Raw genomic sequence first — 1290 nt, forward strand, 5'->3', positions numbered from 1 at the left:
TCGGTGTGGGTTATCTGGGTGCTGTGCATGCTGCGGCGATGGCTGATCTGGGTCACACGGTGGTGGGTGTGGATGTGGATGGGGTGAAGGTCGCGGCGTTGTCGTCGGGTCGTGCTCCGTTTTTCGAGCCGGGGTTGGCGGAGGTGTTGGGTTCGGCGATGGCCAGTGGCCGGTTGTCGTTCACGACGGATTTTTCGGCGGTGGCTGGTGCCCAGGTGCATTTCGTCGCGGTCGGGACGCCGCAGTCGGCGCTGGGTGATGCGGCGGATATGCGGTTCGTGGATGCGGCGTTCGCGTCGTTGTTGGAGTATGTGTCGCCGGGGGATGTGATCGTGGGTAAGTCCACGGTTCCGGTGGGGACGGCGGGGCGGTTGGCGCGGGTGGTGGCTGAGCGGGTGCCGGGGGTCACGTTGGTGTGGAATCCGGAGTTCTTGCGGGAGGGGTTCGCGGTGCAGGACACGGTCAGTCCTGACCGGTTGGTGTATGGGGTGCCCGAGGGTGAGCAGGGGGTGCGTGCGGCCGGGGTCCTGGATGAGGTGTATGCGCAGGCGGTGTCGGCGGGGACGCCGGTGATCGTGACGGATTACGCGACGGCGGAGTTGGTGAAGGTCGCGGCGAACGCGTTCCTGGCCACGAAGATCTCTTTCATCAACGCGATGGCCGAGATCGCGGAGGTCACCGGTGCGGACGTGACCCGGTTGGCGGACGCGATCGGTCACGATGCCCGGATCGGGCGCCGGTTCCTGAACGCGGGTGTCGGTTTCGGTGGCGGGTGCCTGCCCAAAGACATCCGCGCGTTCAGTGCCCGTGCCCGGGAGTTGGGGCGGGGGGAGTCGGTGCGGTTCCTGGAAGAGGTCGACCAGATCAACCTGCGCCGCCGGCAACGGGTGGTCGACCTGGTGGAGGAGGAGGCCGGCACCCTGGAGGGGGTGAGGGTCGCTGTCCTCGGGTTGGCGTTCAAACCCCACTCCGACGACATCCGCGACTCACCCGCCCTCGACATCGCCCTGCGCCTGGCCGAGAGCGGCGCGATCGTCACCGCCACCGACCCCGAAGCCATCCCCAACGCCCGACACCGCGCCCCCCACCTCACCTACGTGACCACGAGCGAGGAAGCCGTGGCGGGCGCGGATGTGGTGATCCTGATCACCGAATGGCCCGAATTCACCCGACTCGACCCACGCGAAGTCGGCGACCTCGTCTCCCGGAAGACAGTCATCGACGGCCGCAACGCCCTCGACCCCGACACCTGGAAAGCAGCCGGCTGGCACTACCGCGGCCTCGGCCGCT

1 protein-coding gene is annotated in these 1290 nt (G+C 67.9%); it reads left to right on the forward strand.

From position 1 onward, the window contains the following. The coding region (locus tag KNO15_RS22765) for a UDP-glucose dehydrogenase family protein (protein ID WP_241706179.1) at positions 1-1290 on the forward strand (1290 nt) is incomplete at both ends.

This window comes from Leifsonia shinshuensis, assembly GCF_022606355.1.
GTDB classification, from domain to species: Bacteria; Actinomycetota; Actinomycetes; order Actinomycetales; family Microbacteriaceae; genus Leifsonia; species Leifsonia shinshuensis_B.